This is a genomic window from Jiella sp. M17.18, from assembly GCF_041027365.1.
GTDB lineage: Bacteria > Pseudomonadota > Alphaproteobacteria > Rhizobiales > Rhizobiaceae > VKMB-3413.
In genome coordinates this window covers 1-20008 of sequence record NZ_JBFTEH010000006.1, presented here as the reverse complement: position 1 = coordinate 20008, position 20008 = coordinate 1, and the positions used below count along the sequence as shown (strand labels likewise).

At 67.8% G+C, this 20008-nt stretch carries 20 protein-coding genes and 2 pseudogenes; 11 read left to right on the top strand and 11 right to left on the bottom strand.

Annotated elements, in window-relative coordinates:
* Nucleotides 1-6 precede the first annotated feature (6 nt).
* A pseudogene (locus AB5S17_RS12470) lies at nt 7-177 on the bottom strand (FAD-dependent oxidoreductase); the annotation flags it as partial.
* A gap of 76 nt (nt 178-253) precedes the next feature.
* Here AB5S17_RS12470 and AB5S17_RS12465 point away from each other — a divergent pair.
* A pseudogene (locus AB5S17_RS12465) lies at nt 254-617 on the top strand (YkvA family protein).
* Nucleotides 618-833: 216 nt separating this feature from the next.
* On the opposite strand, the gene AB5S17_RS12460 reads toward AB5S17_RS12465, so the two are convergent.
* Genes AB5S17_RS12460 through AB5S17_RS12450 form a run of 3 tightly spaced genes read right to left on the bottom strand, consistent with a single transcriptional unit; the run spans nt 834 to nt 3786 of the window.
* On the bottom strand, nt 834-1589 hold the full coding sequence (locus AB5S17_RS12460; protein ID WP_369239792.1) for an ABC transporter ATP-binding protein: 756 nt from the start codon (nt 1587-1589) through the stop codon (nt 834-836).
* Nucleotides 1583-2650 carry a FecCD family ABC transporter permease gene (locus tag AB5S17_RS12455; protein WP_369239790.1) on the bottom strand — a complete coding sequence of 356 codons (1068 nt, stop codon included), beginning with the start codon at nt 2648-2650 and terminating at the stop codon, nt 1583-1585. The genes AB5S17_RS12460 and AB5S17_RS12455 overlap by 7 nt, the downstream gene beginning before the upstream one ends.
* Entirely contained in the window at nt 2647-3786 is a 1140-nt protein-coding gene (locus AB5S17_RS12450; RefSeq protein ID WP_369239788.1) for an ABC transporter substrate-binding protein, read from the bottom strand. The genes AB5S17_RS12455 and AB5S17_RS12450 overlap by 4 nt, the downstream gene beginning before the upstream one ends.
* Before the next feature lie 112 nt (nt 3787-3898).
* On the opposite strand from AB5S17_RS12450, the gene AB5S17_RS12445 reads away from it, so the two are divergent.
* Entirely contained in the window at nt 3899-4696 is a 798-nt protein-coding gene (locus tag AB5S17_RS12445; protein ID WP_369239786.1) for a class I SAM-dependent methyltransferase, read from the top strand.
* A 391-nt stretch (nt 4697-5087) separates the two neighbouring features.
* Here the strand turns inward: AB5S17_RS12445 and AB5S17_RS12440 are convergent, their stop codons facing one another.
* Both AB5S17_RS12440 and AB5S17_RS12435 read right to left on the bottom strand, forming a co-directional pair.
* Entirely contained in the window at nt 5088-6971 is a 1884-nt protein-coding gene (locus AB5S17_RS12440; protein ID WP_369239784.1) for a ferrous iron transporter B, read from the bottom strand.
* Nucleotides 6972-6975: 4 nt separating this feature from the next.
* The gene (locus AB5S17_RS12435; protein WP_369239782.1) at nt 6976-7302 is read right to left on the bottom strand and encodes a ferrous iron transport protein A; all 327 of its coding nucleotides are present in this window, start codon (nt 7300-7302) and stop codon (nt 6976-6978) included.
* Between the two features lie 407 nt (nt 7303-7709).
* On the opposite strand from AB5S17_RS12435, the gene AB5S17_RS12430 reads away from it, so the two are divergent.
* From AB5S17_RS12430 to AB5S17_RS12405, 6 genes are all read left to right on the top strand, one after another.
* Nucleotides 7710-8387: a response regulator transcription factor gene (locus AB5S17_RS12430; RefSeq protein WP_369239780.1), complete on the top strand. Its 678-nt coding sequence runs from the start codon at nt 7710-7712 to the stop codon at nt 8385-8387.
* Nucleotides 8374-9810, top strand: coding sequence for an ATP-binding protein (locus AB5S17_RS12425; RefSeq protein WP_369239778.1), 1437 nt, complete (start codon nt 8374-8376; stop codon nt 9808-9810). Before AB5S17_RS12430 ends, AB5S17_RS12425 begins: the two co-directional genes overlap by 14 nt.
* A 329-nt stretch (nt 9811-10139) precedes the next feature.
* On the top strand, nt 10140-10457 hold the full coding sequence (locus AB5S17_RS12420) for a hypothetical protein (RefSeq protein ID WP_369239776.1): 318 nt from the start codon (nt 10140-10142) through the stop codon (nt 10455-10457).
* Nucleotides 10458-10768: 311 nt separating this feature from the next.
* On the top strand, nt 10769-11161 hold the full coding sequence (locus tag AB5S17_RS12415; RefSeq protein WP_369239774.1) for a PepSY domain-containing protein: 393 nt from the start codon (nt 10769-10771) through the stop codon (nt 11159-11161).
* 368 nt (nt 11162-11529) lie between these two features.
* Entirely contained in the window at nt 11530-12201 is a 672-nt protein-coding gene (locus AB5S17_RS12410) for a response regulator (protein ID WP_369239772.1), read from the top strand.
* Nucleotides 12198-13625 (top strand): sensor histidine kinase, encoded by a 1428-nt coding sequence (locus AB5S17_RS12405; RefSeq protein WP_369239770.1) that lies wholly within the window; start codon nt 12198-12200, stop codon nt 13623-13625. The genes AB5S17_RS12410 and AB5S17_RS12405 overlap by 4 nt, the downstream gene beginning before the upstream one ends.
* On the opposite strand, the gene AB5S17_RS12400 is transcribed toward AB5S17_RS12405, so the two are convergent.
* The 4 genes from AB5S17_RS12400 to AB5S17_RS12385 all read right to left on the bottom strand — a co-directional run bounded on the left by AB5S17_RS12400 (nt 13589) and on the right by AB5S17_RS12385 (nt 17581).
* Nucleotides 13589-14605, bottom strand: coding sequence for an ABC transporter substrate-binding protein (locus AB5S17_RS12400; RefSeq protein ID WP_369239768.1), 1017 nt, complete (start codon nt 14603-14605; stop codon nt 13589-13591). The genes AB5S17_RS12405 and AB5S17_RS12400 overlap by 37 nt on opposite strands.
* A 122-nt stretch (nt 14606-14727) precedes the next feature.
* Nucleotides 14728-15783: an ABC transporter substrate-binding protein gene (locus AB5S17_RS12395; RefSeq protein WP_369239766.1), complete on the bottom strand. Its 1056-nt coding sequence runs from the start codon at nt 15781-15783 to the stop codon at nt 14728-14730.
* A gap of 77 nt (nt 15784-15860) precedes the next feature.
* On the bottom strand, nt 15861-16742 hold the full coding sequence (locus AB5S17_RS12390; protein WP_369239764.1) for an ABC transporter permease: 882 nt from the start codon (nt 16740-16742) through the stop codon (nt 15861-15863).
* Entirely contained in the window at nt 16739-17581 is an 843-nt protein-coding gene (locus AB5S17_RS12385) for an ABC transporter ATP-binding protein (protein ID WP_369239762.1), read from the bottom strand. Before AB5S17_RS12385 ends, AB5S17_RS12390 begins: the two co-directional genes overlap by 4 nt.
* 391 nt (nt 17582-17972) lie before the next feature.
* On the opposite strand from AB5S17_RS12385, the gene AB5S17_RS12380 reads away from it, so the two are divergent.
* The 3 genes from AB5S17_RS12380 to AB5S17_RS12370 all read left to right on the top strand — a co-directional run bounded on the left by AB5S17_RS12380 (nt 17973) and on the right by AB5S17_RS12370 (nt 19695).
* Nucleotides 17973-18593: a phosphatase PAP2 family protein gene (locus tag AB5S17_RS12380; RefSeq protein ID WP_369239760.1), complete on the top strand. Its 621-nt coding sequence runs from the start codon at nt 17973-17975 to the stop codon at nt 18591-18593.
* A gap of 34 nt (nt 18594-18627) precedes the next feature.
* Nucleotides 18628-19020 carry an FtsX-like permease family protein gene (locus AB5S17_RS12375; protein ID WP_369239758.1) on the top strand — a complete coding sequence of 131 codons (393 nt, stop codon included), beginning with the start codon at nt 18628-18630 and terminating at the stop codon, nt 19018-19020.
* A 141-nt stretch (nt 19021-19161) separates the two neighbouring features.
* Entirely contained in the window at nt 19162-19695 is a 534-nt protein-coding gene (locus tag AB5S17_RS12370) for a hypothetical protein (protein ID WP_369239756.1), read from the top strand.
* Nucleotides 19696-19760: 65 nt separating this feature from the next.
* Here the strand turns inward: AB5S17_RS12370 and AB5S17_RS12365 are convergent.
* On the bottom strand, nt 19761-20008 hold a 248-nt coding region (locus AB5S17_RS12365; protein ID WP_369239754.1), incomplete at its 5' end, for a transposase.

Here is a 20008-nt window from a genome sequence, read left to right as displayed (position 1 = left end):
GTTCGTGACACGCGGTCCGCTGTGTGCGGCGAGCGGAAAGGAGCAGCAGTGTCCGGCGGCGAAGATGTCCGGACCGGACGTTGTCAGCTGCGCGTCGGTGGCGATACCGTTCTCGAATGCCAGGCCCGCCGCCTCCGCCAGCGCCCAGCGGGGCGGGGTGCCGATGCCCGAGATGACTCCGGTGCCTGGCGCCGACATTGCCGGGTCCGGCCATGGATGTCAGAGAAGGCGCGTGCGCATCTCGGCGGAATTGATGAAGACCTGGGCGAGGCGGCTGAAGGGGAGGTCGTCGCGATCTGGATCGCCGCGCGCGAGCCGCGCACGCCGTGGTATGTGAAGGCGCTTGCGGGCTCGGTCGCCGCCTATGCGCTGAGCCCGGTCGACCTCATTTCGGACTTCATCCCGATCCTCGGCTATCTCGACGATCTCCTGATCGTCCCGCTGGGGATCGCCTTCGTCGTCTGGCTGATCCCGCTGACCTGATGGCCGAATTCCGGGTCGAGGCGGCGCGAAGGGTCGATCGTCCCAGAAGCGCCTTGGGCGCGGCCGTTATCGTCGTCCTGTGGCTGATGGCGGGCGCATACGTCGCGACACGGCTGCTTATGTGCCTCGGATGAGCAGCCGCTCGGAAATGTGCGTCGGAGACGCGGCTTGGGAGGGCTGCTTGATCAGGCCGGCTTCCTTGGTCACGCCGGGCATGCGCTGGACGCGCTTTTTCATCTCGGCATCGTTCCCCTTGCCCGGGAAGGTCGAGCGCCCGGAGGCCTCTGTCCTCTGAGGCTCCCGTCAAAAGCAGCCATGTCGACGTCTCCGGCGACGGCTACCGTCGGCGCTCACGCGGCGGGGCTGTCGACAATCAGCACGGGGCGCCCGCGCGAGCAGCGCTCGACCCTCGCCTCGACCCGGTAGACGTCGCGCAGCATCGCAGGCGTGATCACCTCGGACGTCGGCCCGGCGGCCCGCATCCGGCCGTCTGCGATGACGATCGTCTGGTCGCAGTAGCGCAGCGCGTGGTTCAGGTCGTGCAGCGCGATCAGCACGGCCATGCCCGAGGTGGCGGCGCGCCGTTGCATGAAGGCCAGGACCTCGATCTGGCGATAGAGATCGAGCGCCGAGGTCGGCTCGTCCATGAGCAGCACCTCGGGCCTGCGGACCAGCGCCTGCGCGATGGCGACCAGCTGGCGCTGACCGCCGGATAGTTCGCCGAGTTCGCGGAAGGCCAGCGTCTGGATGTCGAGCGCCCGCAGGATCTCGTCGATCCCGTTCAGTTCGTCGTCGCCGACCCGCCAGCCCGAGCCTTGCTTGGCCGCAAGGAGCACCGACTCATAGACGGTCAGCACCGCGTTTCCACCGGTGTCCTGCGGCATGTAGCGGATCGGGTCCTTGCCGTTGGTCGCGCCGGAGAGATGCACGGTGCCAGGGCCTGCCAGCAGCCCGGCGATCCGCTTGAACAGGGTCGACTTGCCGGCGGCATTCGGCCCGATCACCGCAGTCAGCGTGCCGCCGTGAAGGAAATCGGTGGCGATGCCGGAGAGGATCGTGCGCTTGCCGTAAGAGGCGCCGAGATCGGCAAGGGCCACCGCTACCATGCGCGCCTCCGGCTGCCGAAGATCAGGACGAAGAAGAAGGGCACGCCCACGAGCGCGGTGATGACGCCGATCGGCAGGATCGCCCCAGGCAGGATCGTCTTCGAGACGACCGAGGTCACCGACAGGAGCAGCGCGCCGCACAGCACCGAGGCGGGCAGGAAGAACCGCTGGTCCTCGCCGACCAGCATGCGCGCCATGTGCGGCCCGACCAGCCCGACGAAGCCGATGGTTCCGACGAAGGACACCGGGATCGCGGCGAGCAGGCTGATCGTCAGCATGGTCTGCAGCCGCAGCCGCCGGACATTGACGCCGAAGCTGGCCGCCTTGTCCTCGCCCAGCCGCAGCGCCGTCAGCGCCCAGGCCTGCCGCGCAAACAAGGGCAGGGTGCCGGCGAGCACCGCCGCGGTGACGAACACCTTCGGCCAGGTCGCCTTGGTGAGGCTGCCCATCGTCCAGAACACCACTGCTGCAAGCGCCTGCTCGGAGGCGAGATATTCGAGGAGGGACAAGAGGGCGTTGAAGGTGAAGACGAGGGCAATGCCGAGCAGCACGATCGTTTCCACCGTGACGCCGCGCATGGTCGAGGCGAAATGGATGAACAGGGCGGCCACCATCGCCATGACGAAGGCGTTGATCGGCACCATGTAGCCGACGGCGAGCGGCACCAGCGCGGTGCCGGCGACGAGCGCCAGAGCCGCGCCGAAGGAGGCCGCGGCGGAGATGCCGAGGGTGAAGGGGCTCGCCAGCGGGTTGGCGAGGATCGTCTGCATCTGCGCCCCCGCGACCGAGAGCGAGGCGCCCACCGTCACCGCCATCAGCGCGATCGGCATGCGGATGTCCCAGACCACGACCCGGAGCTGGTCGCTGACATGCTCGGAGCGGAACAGCGACTCGAAGATTTCGGCGATGGTGTAGTTGGCCGGGCCGAGCGCCATGTCGGCGCAGACGCTGGCGAACAGCGCGGCAGCGAGCGCGGACAGAAGCACGATGCGCCGGAGGGCGAGAGCGCGATAGCGCTCCCGTCCTGCGAGAACGCCTGCAGGCGCCGCGACGACGCTCATTCGCCCCTCGCGAGGGAGACGAAGTATCCCGGCTTGTAGTCGAGCGGCAGGAAGCGGGCGTAGAGCTCCCGGAAGGTCGCGTCGGGGTCGAGGTCGCGGAAGAGGTCGGGGTGAAGCCACTTGGCGATCTGCTGGATCGCCACGAACTGGTAGGGATTGTTGTAGAACTGGTGCCAGATCGCATGCACCTCGCCGGTCTTCACCGCCTTGATGCCGGTGAAGGCGGGACGCTTCGTCAGCGCCTCGAGCTTCTTTCGGGCGAGCGCCTCGTCCGCGCCGTAGCCGACTCCGACCCAGGCACCGCCGGGCACATAGCCCTCCCAGTTGCCGCCCGTGACGATCACCTGATCGGGATTCGAAGCGATGATCTGCTCGGGGTTTACCGTGCCGAACGTGCCCGGGATGATGTCCTTGGCCATGTTGATGCCGCCGGCGATCTCGACCATCTTGCCGAAGTTTTCGTCGCCGAAGGACATGCAGCAGTCGTCGGAATAGCCGCCGGCGCGCTCCATGAAGACCAGCGGGCGCTGCGGATTCTCGCGCTTGAGCACATCGGTCACGGCCGAAATGCTCTGCCTGCGGAAGGCGATGAAGTCCTCGGCGACCTTCTCCTTGCCGAACAGCTTGCCGATCAGCCGCATCGACGGCTCGGTGTTCACCATCGGCTTCTCGCGGAAATCGACATAGACCAGCGGTATTCCGACCTTCTTGAGCGTCTCGATGTAGCCGGCCTCCTCGGTCGCCGTCTTGGCGTCGAGGTTCATCAGGATCACATCCGGCTTCAGCGCCACGGCCTGCTCGACGTCGAAGGTGCCGTCCTTCATGCCACCGAAGGTCGGCAGCTTCCCGATCGCGGGATATTTCTCGAGATAGGCCGAATAGGTCTCGGGATCGGCCTTGGCGAGATCGTCTCGCCAGCCGACGATGCGGTGGAATGGCGCCTCGCGATCCAGCGCGGCGACGAAATAGATCTGCCGGCCCTCTCCGAGAATAACCCGCTCGACGGGCGTCTTCACCTCCACCGTGCGGCCCGTCACGTCCGTGACCGTGGTGGTCGCGGCAAAGCCGGGCCAGACCGCAAGTGCCGTGACCGCCATCGCAAGAGTGATGGCCGCAAAGCGTCGGAAGAGTCGCATGATCGGTGTCCCCTCGGATGATCGATGCGGCGTTCTTCAAATTTATGACTTGGAGAGTCAAGATTTATCTTCTAGAGGCTTTCGAAGGTGACGGAGAGTGGAACGAGACACGATGTCGGCAGGCGCGAATTACGGGTTGCGGGACGAGATCCGGGACTTCTGGTCGGAGCGGGCGGCGAGCTTCGACGATTTTCCAGGGCACGAAATCTTCTCCGAGCGCGAGCGCGGCGCCTGGCATGCGCTGTTCTCCAGGCATCTCGGAGAAGCCACGGGCCGCCGCGCGCTCGACCTTGCGAGCGGCACGGGCGTCGTCTCCCACCTTCTCGACGATCTCGGCTATGACGTCACCGGGCTCGACTGGTCGGAGGCGATGCTGGAGCGGGCGGCGGCGAAGGCCGCTTCGCGTGGACGGCGGATCACCTTCCGGCTGGGCGATGCCGAGCGCATCATGGAGCTGGATGCCAGCTTCGACGTCGTTGTCACGCGCCACCTCGTCTGGACGCTGGTAGACCCGGCTGCGGCGTTTTCGGAGTGGCTGCGGGTGCTGAAGCCCGGTGGGACGCTTCTCGTGATCGACGGCGATTTCGTCGGGCAGAGCCCGCTGGAGCGGCTGATCGCAAGGCTCGAGCGGTTCGTGCAGCCGCGCGGGGGCAACGCCCCCGGTCCCGTTCTTCCGGACGATCTCGTCGAGCGGCACCGCAGCATCCTGTCGCGGGTGCATTTCAAGGATGGAGCCCGCGCCGGAGAGGTCGCACGGATGCTCGCCCAAGCCGGTTTCGCCAGCGTCGCGATCGACCGCCGGCTCGGGCCGATTCACCGGGCACAGGCCCGGGCCATGCCGCTCGCGAAGGGCCTCGCCCGCCAGGTCCAGCACCGTTACGCGATCCGCGCCGTCAAGTCGCGCGGGTGAGAAGCGGTCCTCGAGCCGTGCTTCGGCGGACAGGGCGATGAGAGTTCTGCGCCATCGGCGGCATCCGTCCGATTCGCACCACCCGGCCATCGAAGCGGGAGAAGAAGAAGTCGTCTCCGTCGAGGTCGTGCCTGGTCAGGAGCACGTCTTTTCCCCGGCGCAGGATCGCGGTGCGGCCGCCCCAGCGACCGACCCAGCAAGGCGACGAAGGAGCCGAGACTGCAGCCCAGCCCGTGAAGCCGGAGCATGCCCTAACGCCACGGAGCGGAGCGAGCGTGCGCTAGTTCGGTTGCTGGCGGGAAGGGATCCGGCCGGGCCTGATCGTCAGCCCGTCGGCTCTCCCGTGCGCGCTCGGGCCGGCGCCCCCCAGGAGCCGCCGCGGCGGGAAAGGTCAGCCGCCTGCGCCGAGGGCGACGGCGGCGTTGTAGGTGACAAAGGAGGCGCTATAGGCGAGCACGATCATGTAGGCGAAGCTGACCGCCATCCACTTCGAGCTGCCAGTTTCGCGCCGGATGACCGCGAGCGTCGAGGCGCATTGCGGCGCGAAAATGTACCAGACGAGGAAGGAAAGGGCGGTGGCGAGGCTCCATTGATGGGCGAGAGCCTGTCCGATCTCGGCCGCCGCGGCCTTGCCGCCCTCGATCGAATAGACGGTGCCGAGCGAGGCAACGGCGACCTCGCGGGCGGCCATGCCCGGCACCAGCGCGACGCTCATCTGCCAGTTGAAGCCGATCGGCCACAGGACGTGTTCCAGCGCATGGCCGATCATCGCGGCGAAGCTGTAGCCGATCGCCGGCCCCGTCGCGCCGGCCGGCGGGGCCGGGAAGGAAGCGAGGAACCAGATCAGCACCATCATCGAGAAGATCGTCGTCCCGGCGCGCTTCAGGAAGATCTTTGCGCGGGTGAAAAGGCCGATTCCGACGCTGCGCAGCCGCGGCAGCTTGTAGTCCGGCAGCTCCAGCATGAAGATCGGCGTCGGGTTCTCGCGCCAGAAGAACAGCTTGGCGAGGAAGGAGACGCCGAGCGCGGAGAGGATGCCGGCGGCATAGAGCCCGAACATCACCACGCCCTGCAGGCTGGCGAAGCCGAAGACCTGGCGGTGCGGGATGAAGGCCGAGATGATCAGCGTGTAGACCGGGATGCGCGCCGAGCAGGTCATCAGCGGCGCGACGAGGATCGTCGTCAGCCGGTCCTTCGGATTGTCGATGACGCGCGTCGCCATGATGCCGGGGATGGCGCAGGCAAAGCTCGACAGGAGCGGGATGAAGGCGCGCCCGTGCAGGCCTGCGCCGCCCATGATGCGGTCCATCAGGAAGGCCGCCCGCGCCATGTAGCCGGAATCCTCGAGCAGCAGGATGAACAGGAAGAGGATGAGGATCTGCGGCAGGAAGACGATGACGCTGCCCACCCCCGCAATGACGCCGTCCTGCAGGAAGCTGAGGAGGAAGCCGGCCGGCAGGATCTGCGCCAGGACTGTCCCGATCAGGTCGAAAGCGGCGGCGAGGAGGTCCATCGCCGGCTGCGCCCAGGTGAACACGGCCTGGAACATGACGAAGAGCAGGGCGAGCAGGCAGAGGAGGCCGGCGACGGGATGCAGCAGCACCGCGTCGAGGCGCGCCGTCAGCGTGTCCGGCGGTGCGGGCTTCGTCACCGCGAGCGCGATCAGGCGATCCGCCTCGCGCTGCGCCGCGCGCACGTCCCGCACCTTCGGCGCCTGCCAGGACGGCGTGCTCCCCTCGGGCGCCGCCTTGCGCCAGTCATCGAGCGCATCGGTCAGCTCCGCGATGCCGACCCGGCGGGCGGCGGCGGCGGTCATGACGGCGATGCCGAGTTCGGCCGCGAGGCGCTCGACATCGATCTCGATGCCGCGCCGCCTTGCGATGTCGATCATGTTCAACACCAGCATCAGCGGCCGGCCGGTGGTCTTCAGCTCGATCACCAGGCGCAGCGCCAGGCGCAGGTTCGTCGCGTCGGCGACGCAGATCAGGAAGTCCGGCCGCGCCTCGCCGGCCAAGCGGCCGAGAACGGCATCCCGCGTCACCTCCTCGTCCGGGCTTCGGGCCCGCAGGGAATAGGTGCCCGGCAGGTCGACGACCCGTCCGACGGCGCCGGACGGAAGGCGCAGAGGCCCGCTCTTGCGCTCGACGGTGACGCCCGGATAGTTCGCCACCTTCTGCCGGCTGCCGGTCAGCGCGTTGAACATCGCCGTCTTGCCGCTGTTCGGCGTGCCGACGAGAGCGAAGACGGGCGCTGGGTCCAGATTCAAAGCATCCATCGGATCAACAAGCAGTCACGAGGACCGTCATCGCCTCACGCCGGCGCAGGGCGATGGTCATGCCGCCCACCCGCACGGCGATCGGGTCGCGCCCGAAAGCTCCCTCGTGGAGAATTTCGACCACCGCCCCTTCGGTCATCCCGAATTCGAGGAGACGCAGCTCCAGCTCGTCTTCCGACAGGTCGGACAGATGCGCTCCGCCGACAATGCCGGTGATCCTGCCGCGATAGCCCCGGGGCGCGGAGCCGAGCGGTATGGCGGACGACGGCAGGGCCTCTTCGCCCGGAAGCGCTTCCGAGCCGAGGAGAGGAGGGCAGGCTGCGATGGACATGGAAAGAACTCTGATCGGGAAAGGCGGCCCGGCCGCGCTTTGCGATGCCCTTCGATGACAAACCGGAGCGGCCCCGTCAACTTCTTTCAACCCGTTTAAAACGCTTCTAAACTGCCGCCGGGAACGCAGCGGAATGAGGCAGTTCGGCCGGTCCCGGCGCCCCGCGCAGGCCGAGATGATACGAACTATACGAAATGGTATAGCCGGGGCCATGAGCCTGTGAGCAGGTCTCGCTAGTGGGGACCGGTAAGGGTTCACCGACGCAAGCGGAAATCGCCCATGCAGCCGTCCGATCCGATCGCGCGAATTCTTCCTTCTGGAACACGTCATGCCGCCGCAGCGCAGACGGGCCCGGTTCATGCGCCGCGAAGGGACCTGCCGGCGGAGCGGCGGGAGGGCTCGGCAAGATGAAGATCCTTCTGATCGAAGACGATGCGGCGATGGCCGAGTATGTCGCGGGCGGTCTCGGGCAGGAGGGGCATGACCTCGACACCGCTGCCAGCGGCCCGACCGGGCTGGAACTGGCCTGCACGCGGGAATACGACGTGATGGTGGTCGACCGGATGCTGCCGGGCCTCGACGGGCTGTCGCTGGTCCGGGCGCTGCGCTCGTCCCGCAAGGACACGCCGGTGCTCTTTCTCACCTCGGTCAGCGGCGTCGACGATCGGGTGGAGGGGCTGGAAGCCGGCGCCGACGATTATCTGGTGAAGCCCTTCGCCTTCTCCGAACTGCTCGCCCGCGTCAATGCGCTCGGCCGGCGCGCGCCGAGCCGGCGCGAGGAGACGGTGTTGAAGGTCGGCGAGCTCGAGATGAACCTCATTGCCCGGACGGTGACGCGGGAGGGCACCGCGCTCGACCTGCAGCCCCGCGAATTCCGCCTGCTCGAATACATGATGCGCAATCGCGGCCGGGTGCTGACCCGCACGATGCTGCTCGAACGCGTGTGGGACTTCCACTTCGACCCGAAGACCAATGTCGTCGAGACCCATGTCAGCCGGCTCAGGGCGAAGGTCGACCGGCCGTTCGCGGCCGAGATGATCCGCACCATCCGCGGCTCGGGCTACGTCCTCAATGCGCCTGCCTGAGCATCTGCGTTCGACGTCGTTCCGCCTCGCCGCCGTCTATGCGGTGCTGTTCGTCGTCTCGGTCCTGGTCATCATGGGCACGACCTATGTCGCGGCGACGGCCGAGATGCAGAGCATCATCCGCTCCTCCGTCACGCAGGACCTGGACGCATTCCGCGCGGCATTTCAGACGGGCGGCGCGGTGGCGCTGCGCAATTCCGTCCAAGACCGGTCCGAGAATGCCGCCGACGACCGATTCTACCTGCTGATCGGGCCGCAGGACGCGGTGCTGTCCGGCGACCTCCCGCGCGCCGCCTGGATCGAAGGCTGGGCGGATCGGAAGCTCTCTGGTCGGATCGTCGACGCCAGCCCCGACCTGAAGCAGGCCGCGGCGCAGAACTCCGACCACGAGGTCCGGCTGTTCAGTCAGGGCGAGGTCATGGGCGGGCTGAAGGTGATGGCGGGCCGCAACTCGCACATTCTCGACGAGACGCAGGAAATCATGGTCTCGGCGCTCCTGTGGGGCGGCCTCGCCACGACGCTGCTGGCGCTCGTCGGCGGCTATCTCGTCAGCATCGGTCCGACGCGCCGGGTCGATGCGATCGCCGCGACGACCCGGCATATCGTCTCCGGCCGGCTCGACCTCCGGCTGCCGGTCTCGGGGCGCCGCGACGAGCTCGACCGTCTGGCCGCCGACATCAACGAAATGCTGGCGCGGATCGAGGGCCTGATGGAGAACCTGAAGCAGGTCTCGACCGACATCGCCCACGACCTGCGCACGCCGCTGGCCCGGCTGCGGCAGGGGCTGGAGGCAGTGCGGGTCCGTCCCAGCGGCATGGCTGCGCTGGAAGCGGCGATCGACGGGGCGGTCGCCGAGACCGATGCGATCATCGCCACCTTCAACGCGCTTCTGAGGATCTCGCAGATCGAGGCCGGTGCCCGCCGCGAGCGCTTCGGACCGGTCGATCTGTCGGCGCTGGCGGAACGGCTGGTGGACGTCTATGGCGAGGTCGCCGCCGACGAGGGTCATCGCCTGGATGCGCAGATCCGGCCGGGCATCCGCGTCGAGGGCGATGCCGACCTGCTGACCCAGATGATCGCCAACCTCCTGGAGAACGCCATCAACCACGTCCCGGCCCCGGGGCGGATCACGCTCGGGCTGGGAACGGACGAGGGCACTCCGGTTCTCGACGTCGCCGACGACGGGCCGGGCATTCCCGAGGCCGAGCGGAAGAAGGTCTTCCGAAGGCTGTACCGCCTCGACCGCAGCCGCACGACCCCCGGCAGCGGCCTCGGTCTGGCGCTGGTCGCGGCGATCGCCGAGTTGCATGGCGCAACGGTCACGGCGCTCGACAATGCGCCCGGCCTGCGGATGCGCGTGACCTTCGCACCTCCAATCCGCCAGGCCCCGACGCGCGCGCCCGGCGATTACGAAACCGTATAGCCGGCGCAACCTCGCCGCCATGCGCGCTCCGCCATCATCGGCACCGCCGGACGCGCGGTCGCCGGGTGGTGCTGCGTCCTTCGACAGGAGAGGGCATGACATGCCGTACGAGCCGATCATGGTGCTTGCGGTGGTCGATCTTCCGCGACCGCAGGAGCTTTCCGCGGAACATCCGGTTACGGGGTCGGCGGGTGCGCCCGCATCCCCTCCGGGCGATCGAGAACCCATCAGCCCAATCTCACAAAACCACAATCGCGCGTCCCGGATGCAGCAATGTCTTCGTCTTATCTCTTGGTTCGAGCGGAACACCCGCTCCCAAGCAAGAGGATATGACCATGCATACGTTCAATCGCACCGTTCTTTCCTTCCTCGCGGCTGGTGCCGTCTTCGGAATGGCGGCCGCGCCGGCGATGGCAGCGGGTCGTGAGGGAATGACGACGTTCAGCTCGGCGCCGACGACTTACGGTTACTCGGGCGGCGAAGTCCAGAACAACCCGCCGCGCTGCGAGAACGTCGAGCGGTACGACGCCAGTTCTCCGAATGGCAGCGCGCTCCGCCGCGCGCACAGGCGGCTGGTGCCGGGCGACGAGCATCTCGGCATGGGGACCATCGACATGTCGATCGCGTCGAGCCCCGTCTGCCGCTGAGCAAACGGTCCGGGCGTCAGACGAGGAACCTGCGCCGGGCGCCGCAAGCGCCCGGCGCAGGCCGTTTTGCGTCGTCGCCTGTCGATGCCCCGAAAGATGGCCGGGCATCGGCGGGCGCCTTGGCTGTAAAGGGCGCGCCGGTCGATCTGCATCGGCACGCAGGCGACCCGCCGTGGCGGGCTCCCGAGGCTCCGGCTCCGGCAACCGCTCGCTATACCGATCCGTATTCTCCCGGAGCCTTTGTCGAAACCTTGCGGGTCCATCTGAAGGGAGCCGGGGGATAAGTCTCGGTTTCAACAGGGAAAATCGACATGAACTTCAGACATGCCACCACTGCCGCGATCCTCGGAACCGCCATGCTGGCGGCCGCCGGAAGCGCCGCCAGCGCGGCGGGAACCGGCCAGTCGGCGCAGATGGCGAATGCCGCCGCCAACGCCAAGGTCTCGATGACGCAGGCGGTCCAGGCCGCCGAGAAGGCCGCCGGCGGCCATGCCGTCGACGCCGGTCTCGCCGACGAATCCGGCACCAAGGGCTGGGAGGTCGACCTCGCCCAGAACGACGGCTCGGTGAAGACCGTCATGGTCGACCCCTCGACCGGGGCCGTCGACCAGAACCCGCAGATGGAGAACGGCTCCTCCGACAAGGGCGACGCCGCCGAGGGCGAGCAGTCCGACGCCGGCGAGACCGGTGAAGACGCCAACTGAGCCTGGCCTCCTCGATCGATACAGCGTCTCCCGGCGATCGCCGGGGGACGCCCCCGGCGCGAGAGTGATTGTTCGACACCGGCGTGCCCCTAAGGGGGACCGGGAATCCCGCCATCAGTCCTGCCCCGGAGCACTTCGGTTCTTCCTAACCTCATCGCCGGATGGCTTCTTGCGGATTCTGGACTTAGGCACAGCCGCAGTGCAGGCTGACGATCAGCCGCCGCCACCTGCCGCTCGCCACCCCGCGGCGGAAGAGCGGGCGTAACGCCTGTCGCCGAAGGCGCAACGGCATCCGCCTCGCGTGGCGGCCGCATTGTCCGCAGACGCGTCGGTGGCGCCGGACGATTGAGAATGACAGGGCAAACCCCATGCGCCTTCTGATGGTCGAGGATAACCGGGCGCTGTCGGATTGGCTGGCCCGTCTGCTGCGCAGCGAGAAATTCGTCGTCGACTGCGTAGCGGACGGAGAGACCGCCGTAGAAGGCGCGGACCTCGACAATTACGATCTCGTCATCGTCGACCTGGGGCTGCCGGGCATGAGCGGGATCGAGGTGATCCGGCGGTTGCGGGCGCGCCGGTCCTCGGTGCCGATCCTGGTGCTGACCGCCGAAGGGGCGCTCGCTCGACGCGTCGAGGGGCTGGACGCGGGCGCCGACGACTATCTCACCAAGCCGTTCGAGGTGGAGGAGCTGACCGCGCGGATCCGGGCGCTGATGCGCCGAAGCGCCAAGACGCTGCGCGAGGAGCTGACCTTCGGCGCGCTGGTGTTCGACCAGAACCGCCTGGTCTTCAGCGTCGCCGGCGAGGATCTCCAGCTGTCGCGGCGCGAGCATGTGATCCTTGAGGCGCTGATCCGCCGAGCCGGCGCGGCGGTCAGCAAGGAGGTGCTGCTCGAGAGCAGCTATGGTCACGAGGAGGACGTGAACCTCAGCGCCATTGAGGTCATCGTCCACCGTCTGCGGCGCAAGCTGGAGCACACCGGGATCGCGATCGCGACGCTGCGCGGCATCGGCTACGTCCTGCGGCAGGACAAGCCGTGAGGCGAGACCCAAGGCCGCGGCCGGCCGGCAGCCTGCGGGTCCGCCTGATCGTCTGGATGATCGTCCCGATCACCGCGATCCTCGGCGTCAGCCTCTGGCTCTCCTTCGCCTCGGCCTTTCGCCAGGCGACGCTCGTCATGCATCGCCAGCTCCTGTCGTCCGCGCGGATGATCGCTGAGCAGACGCGCTATCGCGACGATGCCATCCGGGTGGTCGTGCCGCCCGCGGCGCTGGAGCTGTTTTCCACGGACAATCACGACGAGGTCTCCTACGCCGTCTTCGACAGGGGCGGCGACCTGATCGCCGGCTTTCCCGGTCTCGACCCGCCTGATCCGCTTCCCGCTTCCTTCGACGCGCTCTACCTGCCGCGGCAGTTCCGCGACGAGGCGATGGATGCCGTGGTGCTGCGCCAGCCGGTCATCGCGCCGACGGGGGTCGAACCGGTCGTGGTGATGGTCGGCGAGACGCTGAAAGCCCGCGAGGCGATGGTCCGAAGCCTCTGGCTCAGCGGCTTCCTGGAGCAGGCCGCGCTGGTGGTGGCGGCCGCGATCGCGATCTGGGTCGGGATCACCTGGGAGCTGCAGCCGCTGCTCCGGCTGCGTCGCGCCGTTTTGGACCGACCTGCCGACGCGTTCGAGCCGTTCTCGACGGCAGCGGTGCAGTCGGAGGTTCGGCCGCTGGTGCAGGCGCTCAATGATCATATGACGCGATTGTCCGCCTATCTGCAGCGCCAGCGGCGCTTCCTCGATTCGACCGCGCACCAGCTGCGCACGCCGCTGGCGGTGATGAAGACGCAAGTCGCGCTGGCGCGCCGAGGCAGCGATCCGGCGGAGGTATCGGCCGTCCTCGCCGAGATCGACGGCACGCTGACGGCAATGGCGCGCGTGACCAGCCAGCTCCTGACCCTCGGCCGGGTCGAGCATGAGCGCGCACAGCTGGCGGTCGAAACGGTCGATCTCTCGGCGCTGGCTCGCGACGTGGCCGCCACGATCGCGCCCCTGGCGCTCGATGCAGGGGTGGAACTGGCGGTGAATTCGGATGGGCCATGCATCGTCGCCGCGAGCACCGTCCTCCTGCGTGAGACGGTGGCGAACCTCGTCGACAATGCGGTCGTGCATGCGGGGTCCGGAGCCGTCGCGACGGTGTCTGTGGCGCGGAACGGTCAGATGGCCGTCCTGACCGTGAGCGATACGGGGCGGGGGATCGCGCCGCAGGATCGTGCGCGCGTCTTCCAGCGTTTCCAGCGCGGCCACGATGTGGCGGGGGGAGGCAGCGGCCTCGGCCTCGCGATCGTTGCGGAGATCGCCGAGATGTTCGCGGGATGGGCCGAACTGATCGATCCCCCGTGCGGGAAAGGGTTCGCGGTGCGGCTGTCGCTGCCGCTGGCTCAGCGGCCGGCGGCGTCGACGAAGGCGTTGGTGTAGGTCCGCTTCAGGTCGATCGAGGCGGGGCCGACGCTCTCCATGAACTGCGACAGGACGGCGAGGACGTCCTTCGGCCCGCCGGCCGGCATGCGCCCGTCGGGGGTGAACATCGCCTTCCCTTCCGCGAGCGCGTGGACATAGGTCGCCCGGTCGTCGGCATAGAAGTCGGGCGGCACGAGGCTCGCGATCGTGCTGCTGTCGTGGCTGGCGATGAAGTGCAGGGTCCTCACAAAGGCGTTCGCCAGCTTCTGCACCGTGACGGGATGTGCCGCCACCCCACCGCTCTCCATGTAGAGGCAGGCGGCGGGATAGAGGCCGCCGAGGGCCGCGCGCGTTCCGGCCACGCTGCGCAGATCCACCAGAACACGCGCCTCGCCGGTGGCCAGCAGCCGCGAGACGGTCGGCTCGCTCGTCATCGCTGCCTGGATGTGATCCTTGCGAAGCGCGGCGATCAGCGGGTCTCCCGCCCCGACCGGCACCGGCGTGACGTCGCGCATCTTCAGCCCGGCGCGGGTGAGGAGGTATTCGGTGAGAAATTCAGTCGAGGATCCGAGGCCGCTGACGCCGAGCTTGAGGCCGCGAAGGTCCGCCACCCTGCGCACCTCCGGGTGGCGGCTTGAGACCAGCTCGACCTCGCCTGGAACCTTGCTGAACTGGACGACGGATTCGGTGTACTTGCCGAGCGCCTGCAGCTGGATCGTGTGGTCGTAGAAGCCGATCACCCCTTGCGCGGCCCCGGCCAGCATCTCGTCGGCCGCCTCGGCTCCGGCAGGCTCCGAGAGGATCTCGACGTCCAGTCCCTCGTCCGAAAAGTAGTGCAGCTGACGGGCGAGGATCAGCGGCAGATAGATCTGCTTCTCGATCCCCCCGACCATCAGCGCGACATGCTCGGCCTGCGCGGCCGTCGGCGCGGCGACGAAGGCGATGCAGCCGAGCAGCCGGGCCGCGCGGAGAAGAAACTTGCGCATCGTGACCGACATTCTGCCGCGCTCTCCTCCCGCTCGTGCAGCATGCAATCTGTCGAACTCCTGTCGGAGTTTACACCCGCTCGCGCTGGGGCAGGGGCACTGCGGCGCCCCTGCCTCGGACGGAACGAAAGGACCTACTTGATGCCTTCCTTCTTCTTCGCCGCGTCGACGTACTGGTTGGTGTAGGTCTTGGACAGGTCGACCTTCTTGTGGACCTTCCCCGCCGCCTTCTCGATGTCGTAGACCGTCTGCGGCCCGCTCTTCGGCATCGTGCCCAGCCCGTCGAGGTTGTACTGGCCCCAGTCCTTCATCAGGGCAGCGACGTATTCTTCCTTCGAGGTCAGCTGGTTCGAGACGAAGTCCTTCGGCATGACGTTGGCGACGTCTGCCGGCGAATGGGTCTTCATCCACTCCAAAGTCGCAACCAGCGCGTCGACGACGCCTTGCGTCTCCTTCTTGTGCTTGGCGGCCCAGTCGGCGCGCACCAGCACGGTCGCCGCGGGATAGTCGCCGCCGAGCCACTTCTGGACGCCTGCGCCCGTCGACAGGTCGATGGCGGAATAGCCGACGCCGAGCTTCTCGATGGCGTTGACCGTCGGCTGACTGGTGATGCCGCAGGCGGCCTTGCCGAACTTCAGGGCCGCGATCATGGTCTGGCCGGCACCCGCCGCGATCTTGCTGTAGTCGTTCGGCTTCAGTCCGGCGCGGGCGGAGACGTAGCTGACCAGCGCATCCGTGCCGGAGCCGAGATCGGTGACGCCGACCGACTTGCCCTTCCAGTCCTTCGGCGACTTGATGTCGGTGCCCTTGGCGCACATGATCCGCTCGCCCGGCGCGACCGACAGCTGGACGATGCCGATGACGTCCTTGCCCTTCTCCTGGAACTCGATCGTGTGGTTGTACCAGGCGCCCGCCATGTCGACCTGGCCGGAGATCACCGCGTCCTCGGCGCCGACGCCGCCGTTCTGCTCTGTCGAGAGCTCGACGTTGACGCCGTACTTCTTGTACATGCCGAGGCTCTTGGCGAGCTGGTAGGGCAGGTAGATCTGCTTGTCGATGCCGCCGACCATCAGCGTCACGGTCGGTGCGTCGGCGGCCGCGGCCGGGGCGGACAGCGCCGCAGCGCCGGGCAGGGCGAGGGCGAGCGCCAGTGCGGTCGCCGTCAGGCCGGTCTTCTTCGTCAGATTCATCGATTCCTCCTCCGTTGGATCATCCAGTCGTCTGGATTTCTGTCATGGGGATCTGCCGGCCTGCGCTTTCGCGCCGGTCAGGTCCCCTGGATGGCGCTGTCGCGGCTGTTGCCGGGCTGCCAGGCGAGAAGCCGCTTCTCGAGCTTGGCCATCAGCCATTCCGCGCTGAGTGCGAGCCCGCCGATGACCAGCATGGCGCCGAAGACGCCGTTGGCGTCGAAGGTGTTCTGGGCGGTCGCGATCACGAGGCCGAGCCCGCGCTGCGAGCCGAGGAACTCGCCGACGATCGCGCCGATGATCGAGAAGCCGAGGGCGACGTGCAGGCTCGCGATGATCCAGGTCATCGCCGAGGGGAACACCACGTGGCGCACCACCTGCAGCCGCGACGCACCGAGGATGCGGGCGTTGGAGATCAGGTTGCGGTCGACGCTGCGCACGCCCTGGAAGGCGTTGAAGAACACGACGAAGAACACCAGCACCGCGGCCAGGAGCACCTTCGAGGGGAGGCCGAGGCCGAGCCACATCACGAAGATCGAGCCGAGCACGATGCGCGGCAGCGCGTTGACGATCTTGATGTAGGGCCCGATCACCTCGGCGAGGTAGCGGATCTCGCCGAGCAGCACGCCGAAGACGATGCCGCTGACGACGCCGACGACGAAGCCGAGGATCGACTCTTCCAGCGTCACCCAGATCTGCAGCCAGAAGGAGCCGTAGGCGGTGCCGTTCAGCGCCCAGTCCCAGAGACGCACGCAGATTCCCCAGGGCGAGCCGAAGAAGAACGGATCGATGAAGCCGGTCACCGCCGCGATCTGCCAGCCGGCGACGATGACGAGGAGGATCGCCAGCTGTCCGAGGAGCACCAGCTGACGGTGCCGGCGTGCCCGCTGCCGTGCCTGCTGCGCCAGGCTCGCCTCGTCGGACGCAGCCTCGTGCGGGATGTCCATGGTCGCGACGCTCATGCGCGGGCCCCTTGCGCCTTGGCGGCGGTCGCCGAGCGGGAATAGGCTTCGTCCACCTCCTCGCGCAGCGCCGCCCAGATCTGCCGGTAGAGTTCGAGGAACCGTGGATCGAAGCGGATGTCCTGCACCGCGCCGCGCGGGCGCGGCAGGTCGATGTCGAAGACAGCCTTGACCGTTCCGGGGCCGGCGGTGATCACCACCACCTTGTCGGCGAGCCCGATCGCCTCTTCCAGATCGTGGGTGACGAACATCACCGACGGTCGCCGGCGGTCCCACAGCGTCAGGAGCTCGTTCGACATGATCGCGCGGGTCTGGACGTCGAGCGCCGAGAAGGGCTCGTCCATCAACAGCACCGACGGCTCGTTGATCAGCGCGGCCGCGAGGCTGACGCGCTTGCGCATGCCGCCGGACAGCTGGTGCGGGTAATGGTGCTCGAAGCCGGAAAGGCCCACCGTGCGCAGCCAGTCCATCGCCCGGGCATGGGCTTCCCGGCGCGGAGTGCCCTTGAACATCGGACCGAGCGCCACGTTGTCGAGCACCGGCTTCCAGGGCAGGAGGGCGTCCGTCTGGAACATGAAGCTGACGTTCCGGGTGATGCCGTCCACGGGCTGCCCGGACACGCGCACGGTGCCGGCGGTCGGCCGCTCCAGCCCTGCGGCGAGCGTCAGCGTGGTCGACTTGCCGCAGCCGGTCGGGCCGACGATGGCGCAGAACTGGCCGGGCTCCACCGTCAGATCGACGTTGCGGATCGCGGTCATCGCGGCGCCCGTCGGCGAGACGAAGCGCTTGGTGACGTTGGAAAGCTCGACGCCGCCGAGACCCTCGCTGCGCGCACTCATCGGCGCGCCACCGCGCAAGCGGCCGTCGCGAGACCGGCCGGCAAGAATTGCCAGATCAGCATCAAGATAACTCCTCCCAAACCGATTGCGGGTCCGGGTCTCCTCGCCCCGGCCGTGCAGTCGGCTGGGTCGGAGCATAGCGGGGCTAGCTTTCACTCCGCTTTCAGTCGGCGGCCGGAAGGCCTTGCTCGTGCGATGGTCGGGGCGCCGGTGCCGCGGGGCGCTCCGGCCGGTTCGGCACCGGCCGATGCGGAGGGATCGTGCGAGGCTGCGGGTCTGCGGCCACCGCCGAATTCCAAGGCCCCGGCGGCCTAATTACCGATCCGTATAGAGTCGGCAAAGCTCTCCCCACTTCCGCTTGCCATCTTGCGCAGCGAAGGAGGTGCAAGCCTTGTCCACGATCAGCTTCGACCATCTTGCCGTCACGGCCGCAGGGCCGACGCTTGCGGCGCATCCCTGGCTCCTGGACCTGTCCGAGGCGACGGCCAGCTGGGTCATCTTCGTCGTTCCGGCGACGCTCGTCTGGCTCTGGATCCGCGGCGAGGGGAGCGCGCGACAGGCGGCGGTCACCGCGGCCCTTTCGGCCGGCGTCGCGCTGAGCGTGTCCGGCATGCTCTCCTTCCTCTTCTACGTCCCCCGGCCGTTTGCGCTCGGCCTCGCACCGAACGTGACGGGACACGTCCTCGACAGCTCGTTTCCCAGCGACCACGTCGCCGTCATGAGCGCGGTCGCGGCCGCGCTCCTCATCGGCGAAAGGCGATGGAGCGGTTCGGCGGTCGCGCTGGCCGCGCTGGCGGTCGGAGCGGCGCGGGTCGCGCTCGGAATACACTTCCCGACCGACATTCTCGCCGCGGCGCTGCTCGGCGTCGCCGCCGCCTCGATCTTCCGCCTGCATCGGTTGAACGACTTCGCCACCTTCTGCCGAGACCTCATGGAACTGGCTTACGCAGGTCTCGGGCTGGAGGACGTCGCTGAGCGAATCCACCTCAAGAAGCATCAGGAGATCACATGACCTTTCGGACCAGAACCATCGTTCGGTCAGCGCTGTGGACCTCAGCCGGCTGACCGCCATCGAACTGGCCTTCGCGGTCGTGCTCCTGTCCGGCGCCACCGGCCTGATGCTGTTCCTCGGCTTCGCCGAGCGTCGGCGCACGGCCGAGATCCTCGCCGCCCTCGGCGCGACGGCGCGCGACATCGGCGGCTTCCTCTGGAGCGAGGCGCTTCTCGTTCTCGTCCCCGGCGCGATCGCGGGCGCAGCGATCGGCGTCGTGGCGGCAGAGATGCTGGTGAAGCTCCTCTCCGGCATCTTCGACCCGCCGCCGGACGCGCTGTCCTATCCTTTCGCGCTTCTTCTCGGCTTCGTCGCCATCGGCGCCCTCGCCACGGTCGCGGCGACCTGGTCGACGCTCGCAAGAGTGCAAAGGGAAGCGAGCGCCTGATCGCATGGGTGAAAGCCGCAGTCTCCACCAATCGGCGTGCAAGGGGTATCACTGCTGCCCTGATACGAGGGGCTGCTCCGCTTGACGAATACGATCACCCAATATCTCGCAGAGTGCGCCGGTCACCCGGCGCTGCAGCTGATGGTGCTGTTTCTCGGGCCGTTCGTGCTCGAGGAAGCGGCGCTCGTGGCCGGCGCAGGGCTGGTCGCAGCGGGCGAACTGTCGCCGGAGCTGACGCTCGGGACCCTTTACGCCGGTGTCGTCGTCAGCGACTGGTTCCTCTACGGCCTTGGCGTCCTCGCGGCGCGCTCGCGCCGAATTCGCCGGTTCGTCGGGGACCGCAACATCGCGTCCGGCCGGGAATATCTCACGGGAAGCACCTTCTACGCCTCCCTGACGGCGCGCCTGGTCCCCTGGCTGCTGCCCCCCATCTTCCTCGCCAGCGGCTATCTGCGGATTGGGTTCGGCCGGTTCGCGGCGATCAACGCGTGTGTGGCGTTCGTCTACGTCGGTGTCTTCTTCTGGATGGCGTTGCGGTTCGAGTCGCTTTTGATCGAACACCTCAGCCAGTGGTCCTGGCCGATCGGCTCGATCGTCCTGTTGGTCGGCTTGGGCGTCCTCCGGCGGAGCTCGAAACGCCGAAAGCAGAGAGATCCAGGCGTCAGCCGTCTCTGATCCCGGCTTTGTCGAGAAGCCGGCAGTGTCGGGAATTCCGTGTGCGGGCGGGCGGTTGAACATTGTCAGGCCATGGCCTGCGTGAAGCGGTCGCCGTAGAGGATGACGAACTGAGCCTTGGCCATCGCCCATTCACGGGGTGGCATCTTCCACTCCTTCTCGGCCCGGTTCAAGACGAGGAAGAGCAGCTTCATCGCCGCGTCGTCGCTCGGGAAATGGCCGCGGGCGCGGACAGCCCGGCGAAGCTTTGAGTTCAGTGCCTCTATAGCATTCGTAGTATAGATGATTTTGCGGACTTCCTCGGGGAAGGCGA

Bases quoted from the DNA above. Each gene is read 5' to 3' on its own strand.
- AB5S17_RS12415 (WP_369239774.1), top strand. From the start codon at position 10,769: ATGAACTTCAGACATGCCACCACTGCCGCGATCCTCGGAACCGCCATG.
- AB5S17_RS12455 (WP_369239790.1), bottom strand. From the start codon at position 2,650: ATGAGCGTCGTCGCGGCGCCTGCAGGCGTTCTCGCAGGACGGGAGCGC.
- AB5S17_RS12445 (WP_369239786.1), top strand. From the start codon at position 3,899: ATGTCGGCAGGCGCGAATTACGGGTTGCGGGACGAGATCCGGGACTTC.
- AB5S17_RS12425 (WP_369239778.1), top strand. From the start codon at position 8,374: ATGCGCCTGCCTGAGCATCTGCGTTCGACGTCGTTCCGCCTCGCCGCC.
- AB5S17_RS12395 (WP_369239766.1), bottom strand. From the start codon at position 15,783: ATGAATCTGACGAAGAAGACCGGCCTGACGGCGACCGCACTGGCGCTC.
- AB5S17_RS12400 (WP_369239768.1), bottom strand. From the start codon at position 14,605: ATGTCGGTCACGATGCGCAAGTTTCTTCTCCGCGCGGCCCGGCTGCTC.
- AB5S17_RS12430 (WP_369239780.1), top strand. From the start codon at position 7,710: ATGAAGATCCTTCTGATCGAAGACGATGCGGCGATGGCCGAGTATGTC.
- AB5S17_RS12385 (WP_369239762.1), bottom strand. From the start codon at position 17,581: ATGAGTGCGCGCAGCGAGGGTCTCGGCGGCGTCGAGCTTTCCAACGTC.
- AB5S17_RS12440 (WP_369239784.1), bottom strand. From the start codon at position 6,971: ATGGATGCTTTGAATCTGGACCCAGCGCCCGTCTTCGCTCTCGTCGGC.
- AB5S17_RS12410 (WP_369239772.1), top strand. From the start codon at position 11,530: ATGCGCCTTCTGATGGTCGAGGATAACCGGGCGCTGTCGGATTGGCTG.
- AB5S17_RS12450 (WP_369239788.1), bottom strand. From the start codon at position 3,786: ATGCGACTCTTCCGACGCTTTGCGGCCATCACTCTTGCGATGGCGGTC.
- AB5S17_RS12435 (WP_369239782.1), bottom strand. From the start codon at position 7,302: ATGTCCATCGCAGCCTGCCCTCCTCTCCTCGGCTCGGAAGCGCTTCCG.
- AB5S17_RS12370 (WP_369239756.1), top strand. From the start codon at position 19,162: ATGGTGCTGTTTCTCGGGCCGTTCGTGCTCGAGGAAGCGGCGCTCGTG.
- AB5S17_RS12420 (WP_369239776.1), top strand. From the start codon at position 10,140: ATGACCATGCATACGTTCAATCGCACCGTTCTTTCCTTCCTCGCGGCT.
- AB5S17_RS12390 (WP_369239764.1), bottom strand. From the start codon at position 16,742: ATGAGCGTCGCGACCATGGACATCCCGCACGAGGCTGCGTCCGACGAG.
- AB5S17_RS12460 (WP_369239792.1), bottom strand. From the start codon at position 1,589: ATGGTAGCGGTGGCCCTTGCCGATCTCGGCGCCTCTTACGGCAAGCGC.